An 8679-nucleotide genomic window follows, 5' to 3' on the forward strand; every position below is an offset into this window, starting at 1 on the left:
GCTGCGCAAAATAAGACTGAAAATAATGGGTGTTTTTTCCCAGGGATAGCTACATCCATCTGGTGGACATATCCACAGGAATCCGCACACCTGCAAGGAGAAGAATATGAGTAACGTAAAGGTTGTTGATGTCATCATTCGCAAAACGGCAGAAAAAACGAAATTAACCGGAGACGGAAATCTCTCGGTATCCATTTCATCGCCGAGTGTGATTGAAATCCAGGGCTCAGCTCAGGATGTGGTGCGTTATGTCCGCCAGGGTAAAGACCTTCTCATTTATATGAAAGATGGCAGCGTTATTCGCTGTAATAACTATTTTGTCGAAGATCCTGAAACCCATCATCAGTCAGAGCTGGTATTCAACGATCATCAGGAACTGACGCATATTTCTTTTGCCGATGCCGGGGAAGCGTCTGGCGCTGCTGTCACTGAGTTAACCGCCCAGGCCACACCCATTAGCAGCATTGAACCTTTCCTTGAGCAGGAAAGTGTCCTGAGCGATGCGCCGTGGGGCTGGATTGCGGGTGCTGCCCTGGGCGGTGGCGCCATCGGGGCGCTGCTGGCCAACGGCGGTGACGGCGAAACGAAAACGAAAGTCATTGATAACACCAAAGAAGTGGAAAGTGCCACGCCGACCTTTTTGCTGTCGGACAAGGTGGGTGACAAGCAGGGTGTGCTGAGCGCGAACGCGATCACGGACGATAACACCCCGACCTTTAGCGGTAGCGGCCAACCGGGCGCGACCATTCAGATCAAAGACAGCAGCGGAAGCACCATTGCCAGCGCGATGGTGGGTAAAGACGGCACCTGGACGGTAAAACTCCCGACCCAGTCTGACGGAGAGCATACGTGGTCGGTCGTGCAGATCGACGGCAGCAAAACCACCTCTGCAGGCAGCATCACGGTAACCGTCTCCACGGCCGAGGCCTCGATTACGCTGGCGACAACGGCGGGTGACAACGTGATAAACGCCAGCGAGCAGTCTGCCGGTTTTACGCTGTCCGGCAGCAGCCAGCATCTGGCGAAGGGAACCGACGTTTCCGTGACGCTGAACGGTAAAACCTACACGGCGGAAGTGGGGGCCAACGGCGCGTGGAGCGTAAAAGTGCCAGCGGCAGACGCGCAGGCGCTGGGCGATGGCACCTGGACGGTCAACGTGAGCGGCAAAGACGCGGCGGGGAATACCGTGAGCGGAAGCCAGACGATTGGCGTGGATACCGCTGCGCCAACGCTCTCTGTCGATACGCTCGCGCAGGACAATATCATCAATGCCGCCGAGCACAACCAGCCGCTGACGCTGACCGGTAAAACCAACGCGGAAGCCGGACAAATTGTGACGGTAACGCTGAACGGCAAAAACTATAACGCCACGGTGGGCAGCGATGGCACCTGGTCCGTCACGCTTGCCGCCAGCGAGGTGCAGGCTCTCAGTGAGGGCAACCACACCCTGACGGTGAACGTCAGTGACAAAGCGGGTAACGGTACATCAGCGACGGCAGATTTCTCGGTTCATACTGCGGCGCCGGTCATTACCATTCACACCGTGGCGGGCGATGATATTCTCAATACCAGCGAGCAGGGCCAGGCACAGATTATCTCCGGCCAGGCGAGCGGTGCCGCCGCAGGCGATGTGGTGACCGTGACCGTGGGCGGTAAGACCTTCACCGGCGTGGTGCTGGCAGACGGCAGCTGGAGCGTAGGCGTCCCGGCGTCCGTTGTGGGTGCGCTGGGAGAAGGCCACCACACCCTTTCGGTGTCCGTGACCAATGCGGCAGGCAACACCAGCAGCGCCACGCACGGCATCACGCTGAGCGGCAACCCGCCGGAATTCACGATTGACGCCATCAGCCAGGATAACGTGCTGAATGCCCAGGAGGCGATGCAGCCGCTGAGCCTGTCCGGCACCAGCAATCTGCCTGACGGCAGCGCCATCACCGTCACGCTGAATAACGTGAATTATCCGGCCACCGTCGAAAACGGTATCTGGTCCATCCAGGTGCCGGTTTCCGACGTGTTGAATCTGGCGAACACGCTTTACACCGTTACCGTTAGCGGCACCGACAGCGTGGGCAACAGCGGTTCTGCCGAAGCGAATCTGCTGGTGGATACCGTGCTGCCGCAGGTCATTATCAACACCTTTGCAGGCGACAACCTGGTCAATAACGCCGAAGCGGGTGTGGATCAAACCCTCAGCGGTCGCGTTACCGGCGCGGCGGCGGGCGATACGGTGTCTGTTACCGTGGGCGGTAAGAGCTACAGCGCCACGGTAGGCAGCGATCTCACCTGGAGCGTCACCATTCCGTCGGCGGATCTTCAGGCGTTCGGCGATGGTGATTTAACCTTCACCGCATCGGTAACCAACGGGCACGGTAATACCGGCACCGGCGAGCGTGATATCAACATCAACGCTCAGCTGCCGGGTCTGCGCGTGAACACCATTTCCGGCGATGACGTGATCAACGCCATCGAACAGCAGCACGATCTGACCGTCACCGGTGCCAGCACCCATCTGGCTGCGGGCACACAGATTGTCGTTACCATCAATAACGTCGAGTACGTCACCGCGGTTAACGCCAGCGGCAACTGGCAGATTGGCGTTCCGGCGGCGGATCTTCAGGCCTGGACGGCGGGCGAGGTGACGGTCAACGTCAGCGCGAAAGATGCCTGGAACAACACCGTTTCGGCAGAACACCCGATTGAACTCGACCTCAACGCCGTGGCGGTCACCATTGATACCGTCTCCAGCGATGACATGCTCAACGCGACAGAAAAAGGCAGCGATTTAACCCTGTCCGGCCAGACGCAGGGCGTGGAAGCGGGGCAGACCGTGGTGGTGAAATTCGCCGACCAGACCTTCACCGCCCAGGTGCAGCAGGATGGCTCCTGGAGCCTGACCGTACCGGCCAGCGCGATGGACACGCTGATCGACGGTCGCGCACAGGTGAGCGTCAGCGTCACCAACATCAACGGTAACACTGCCGACGCGTCGCGCGTGGTCACGGTGGATACCCTGCCGCCAGCGATTACCCTCGATAACCTGACCGCGGATAACATCATTAATGCGGCCGAAGCGCAGCAGGATTTAGTCTTAAGCGGCAGCAGCACGGCAGAATCGGGCCAGACGGTCACCGTAACGCTGAACGGCAAAACGTACCAGACCACGGTCCAGACGGACGGTACCTGGCAGTTGAGCGTTCCGGCGGCTGACGTTGGCGCTCTGGCCGACGGTATCGTGACCGTGACGGCCAGCGTGAGCGACGTGGCGGGTAACACCAGCAGCGCCGATCGCGTCGGTCTGGTAGACGCAACCGTGCCGCAGGTGACCATCAACGACTTTGTCACCGCCACAAACACCATTAACCAGCTTGCCCATTCTCAGGCGCAGATCCTGAGCGGCTCCGTGACCGGCGCGGCAGCGGGCGACCGGGTGACCATCACCATCAACAATGTGGATTACACCACCGTGGTGGATGCGGCGGGCAACTGGAGCCTCGGTCTGCCAGCGTCCGTGGTGCAGGGGCTGGCCGACGGTACCTGGACCATCGACGTCTCCGTGACCGACAGGTCCGGTAATACCGGAAGCAGTTCGCTGGATGTGGTGGTGAATACCGTGACGCCGGTCATCGGTATTAATACCCTGGCAGCAGATGACGTGATCAATGCGACCGAGAAAGGTCAGGATCTGCAACTCTCCGGTACCAGCAACCAGCCGGAAGGAACCCGTATCACCGTCACCCTGAACGGCATCGACTACACGGCTATTGCCGATGCCAGCGGTAACTGGAGCGTCACCGTACCGGCGACGGCGGTAGGTGCGCTGGGCGAAGCGCATTACACCGTGACGGCGAACGTGACCGACAGCGTGGGCAACAGCGCCTCTGCAAGTCACGATGTGCTGGTGGACAGTTCGCTGCCGGTTGTGACGATCAATACCCTGGCGGGCGATAATATCGTTAACGCAGCGGAGGTTGCGGCAGGGCAAACCCTGACCGGTAAAGTGACTCACGCGGCGCCAGGTGACACTGTCACGATTATCCTTGGCGGCCAGACATACACGGCCACCGTGAAGGACGATCTCACCTGGAGCCTGCCGTTAAGCGAGGGCCAGTTAACCGCGCTCGGCAATGGCGATTTGACGCTGTCAGCCAGCGTCACCAACGCCCACGGCAATACCGGCTCATCCTCTCTGGACTTCACCATCGACGCCCAGCTTCCTGGACTGCGTATTGACACCGTGGCCGGCGATGACGTGATTAACATCATCGAACACGGTCAAAACCTGATTGTGTCCGGCTCCAGCACCGATCTGGTCGCGGGCAGCACCGTCACGGTAACCATTAACGGCAGCAACTATTTCGCCACCGTGCTGGCGGACGGCACCTGGAAGGCGGCGATCCCGGCCGCGGATGTGTCGCAGTGGGCGGAGGGTACGCTCGATATCAAGGCAAGCGCACAGGATACCTCCGGCAACCCGGTGAATATTGGCACCGTTGTGGATGTCGATCTCGCGCCTGTCGCCATCACTATCAACAGCGTGACCGACGATAATGTGCTGAACGCGGCGGAAAAAGGTCAGGATCTGCTGCTTTCCGGCACCACCTCCAATGTGGAAGCGGGTCAGACCGTGACCATTACCTTTGCGGGTAAAACCTGGACCACGACCGTGGATGCCAACGGCGACTGGACGTATACCGTACCGGCAGCCGATCTGAGCGGCCTGAAAGACGGCGACGCCAGCGTGCAGGTAACCGTTACCAACGTGAACGGCAACGCGGCATCGTCCGCGCAGGAATTCAGCGTCGATACCACTGCGCCAACGGTCAGCATCAACACCATCAGCAATGACAATATGCTCAACGCGGCTGAGGCGGGGCAGGATTTGACCCTGAGCGGCTCCACCACGGCCGAAGCCGGCCAGACGGTGACGGTCTCGTTCAACGGCAAGCAGTACACTGCGCAGGTGCAGGCGGACGGCAGCTGGACACTCAACGTGCCAGCGGCGGATCTGGCAGGCATCAGCGACGGTAACGCCACGGTCACGGCATCGGTTTCCGATAAAGCCGGTAACCCGACAAGCGCGGATGCCTCCGTTCTGGTGGATACCACCGTGCCACAGATTAGCTTCAACATCGTCGCGGGCGATGACATCGTGAACATTGCTGAGCACGGTCAGGCGCTGATCGTCTCCGGTAAGGTGACGGGCGCGCAGGCGGGCGATGTCATCACGGTGACCCTGAACGGGAAAGACTACACCGCAATGCTGGATGCGTCCGGGAGCTGGAGCGTGGGCGTTCCGGCAACGGACGTGGGCGCGCTGGTGAACGGCAACCTGACGATTGCGGCGACACTCACCGATAAAGCGGGTAACAGCACCACCGCAACGCATGACGTTGAGGTCTCTCTGACCGCGCCGGTGATTGCCATCAATACCCTGGCGGTTGACGACGTGATCAACGCGGCCGAAAAAGGCCAGGACCTGCTGGTTTCCGGCAGCAGTAACCAGCCGGACGGCACCACCATTACGGTGACCCTGAACGGCATCAGTTACACCGCCATCACGGACGCCAGCGGCAACTGGAGCGTCACCGTACCGGCGGCAAACGTCTCGGCGCTGGGCGAAGCGAGCTACGCCGTGACGGCAAACGTGACCGACGCGGCAGGCAACAGCGCGAGTACCAGTCACAGCGTTGTGGTCGACAGCGCGCTCCCGGTGGTGACCATTAATCCTGTCGCCACGGATGATGTGATTAATGCGGCAGAGGTCGCCGCAGGCCAGACCCTGAGCGGGAAAGTGAGCGGGGCAGTGAGCGGTGACACTGTCACTATTTCCATCGGTGGCAATATCTACACCGCCACGGTACAGGACGACCTGAGCTGGTCGGTCAACGTGCCGTCCACGGTCTTAACCGCCATCGGTAACGGCGATCTGACGGTGTCCGCCAGCGTCACCAACGGCCATGGCAATACCGGCACCGGCGAGCGCGACATCACCATCGATGCCAGCCTGCCCGGTCTGCGCGTCGATACCGTCGCGGGCGACGATGTGATTAACAGCATCGAACATGCGCAAAACCTGATTATCACCGGGTCAAGCGATGGCCTGGCAGCCGGTTCGGCACTCACGGTAACCGTCAACGGAAAAACCTACGCGGCAACCGTGCTGGCAGACGGCACCTGGGCGGCGGCGATCTCGGCGGCAGACGTTAGCGCGCTGGGCGCAGGCACGGTCACCGTAACGGTTGACGGCCAGAGCACGGCGGGCACGCCGGTCACCATCAGCCACGACGTGAAGGTAGATTTGGCCGCAGTTGCTATCAGCATTAACCCGATTGCCACCGACGACGTGATTAACGCGACGGAAAAAGGCGCGGACCTGGTCCTGTCCGGCTCCACCACCAATGTGGAAGCTAACCAGACCGTCACCATTACCTTCGGCGGCAAGTCGTACACCGCGACGGTCGATGCCAGCGGCAACTGGACGACCACCGTACCGTCTGCCGATTTGGGCAGCCTGAAAGACGGCGACGCCAGCGTACAGGTGAGCGTGACCAACGTGAACGGCAACAGCGCGTCAGCTGGCCGTGAGTACAGCGTGGACGCGACGGCGCCGGCGGTCTCGATTGACATCATCAGCGACAACAACATCATCAATGCGGCCGAAGCGCAGCAGGATCTGGTCATTAATGGCGTGACCAACGCCGAAGCGGGCCAGACGGTGACGGTCACGCTGAACGGTAAAGACTACACCACCACCGTAGCGGCAAACGGCAGCTGGAGCGTAACCGTGCCGTCTGCGGATCTGGGCGCGATTGCTGACGGTAACTACACCGTCAGCGCCGCCGTCGCGGATAAAGCGGGCAACCCGGCCTCTGCCGATCGCGACGTGCTGGTTGATACCACCGTTCCACAGCTGACCATCCACACCGTATCCGACGACGATGTGATCAACAGCGCCGAACATGCGCAGGCGCTGATTGTCACCGGTTCTGTGTCCGGCGCGACGGCGGGTGATGTGGTCACCGTGACGATCAACAAAAAATCATACACAGCCACTCTGGATGCCTCCGGCAACTGGAGCGTGGGCGTACCGGCGGCGGATGTGACCGCGTTGACCGCGGGAGATTACACCATCACCGCGGCGCTGACCGATAAAGCGGGCAACAGTAACAGCACCACACACAGCGTGGAGGTAAACCTGAGCGCGCCGGTGCTGACCATTGACACCGTTTCCGGTGACGATGTGATCAACAGTTCAGAGAAAACCCAGGATCTGACGATCTCCGGTACGGCTTCCGGCCTGGCGGCAGGCGCGGCGGTGACCGTGATGCTCAACGGCAAAGCGTACGGCGCAACGGTGGACGCTAACGGTAAATGGACGACCACGGTTCCGGCGGATCAGGTTGGTCAACTGGGTGAAGCGCTTTACACCGTTACCGCGTCAGCAACGGACGGGGTTGGCAACAGCACCAGTACCTCTCATACCGTGAATGTCGAGTCCGTTCTGCCGGGTGTCATTATCAACACCGTGGCGGGCGATGACGTCATTAACGCGGCTGAACTGGCGGCAGGCCAGAGCATCAGCGGCTCGGTAGTCAATGCCGAAGCAGGCAACACGGTTACCGTGACACTCGGAGGCAAAACGTATACCGCGATGGTCCAGAGCGATCTCACCTGGTCCGTTAACGTGACGCAAGCCGAACTGACAGCGCTGGGCAACGGCGAGTTGGCCGTATCTGCCAGCGTAACCAACGGCGTGGGTAACAGCGGCTCCGCTGAGCGCGATATCACTATCGACGCTAACCTGCCTGGGCTGCGCGTCGATACCGTCGCGGGCGACGATGTGATCAACAGCATCGAACATAATCAAAACCTGATTATTACGGGTACAAGCGACGGGCTGACGGCGGGCACGGCGCTGACCGTCACCGTGAACAATAAAACCTACCCGGCGACCGTCCTGGCTGACGGCACCTGGAGTGCGGCGATCCCGGCGGCGGACGTGGGTGCCCTGGCGGCAGGCACGGTGACCGTTACCGTGGCAGGCCAGAACAGTGCGGGTAATCCGGTTTCCATTAATCACGATGTGACGGTGGACCTGGCGACCGTTGCCATCAGCATTGATGCCATCGCCTCAGACGATGTGATTAACGCGGCCGAGAAGGGCGCGGATCTGGTGCTCTCCGGCACCACCTCGAACGTGGAAGCAAACCAGACCGTCACCATTACCTTTGGCGGCAAGAATTATACCGCCACGGTGGATGCTGAGGGTAAATGGACCGCCACGGTGCCAGCGGGCGATCTGGCAGATCTGAAAGACGGCGACGCCAGCGTACAGGTGAGCGTCACTAACGTGAACGGCAACAGCGCGTCGGCGGGCCGCGAGTACAGCGTGGACGCCACCGCGCCGTCCGTGACCATCAACACGATCGCGGGTGACGACATTCTCAATGCGGCCGAAGCGAAGAGCGATCTGACCGTGTCCGGCACCAGCACCGCCGAAGCGGGCCAGACGGTCACCGTGTCGCTGAACGGTAAAGACTACACCGCAACCGTCAGCGCGGACGGCAGCTGGACGCTGAACGTTCCGGCGGCGGATGTTGCGGCGCTTGGCGACGGCAGCGTGACCGTGACCGCGTCCGTGAGCGACAAAGCGGGTAACCCTGCTTCCGTTGACCATAA

General features: G+C 60.7%; 1 protein-coding gene. It reads left to right on the forward strand.

The genetic code is table 11. The annotated features are described in order from the left end of the window. Positions 1 to 106: 106 nt before the first annotated feature. A partial coding sequence (locus L383_RS17180) for an Ig-like domain-containing protein (protein ID WP_032628949.1) occupies positions 107 to 8679 on the forward strand: 8573 nt, incomplete at its 3' end.

This window comes from Enterobacter sp. MGH 37 (assembly GCF_000534515.1).
GTDB classification, from domain to species: Bacteria; Pseudomonadota; Gammaproteobacteria; order Enterobacterales; family Enterobacteriaceae; genus Enterobacter; species Enterobacter kobei.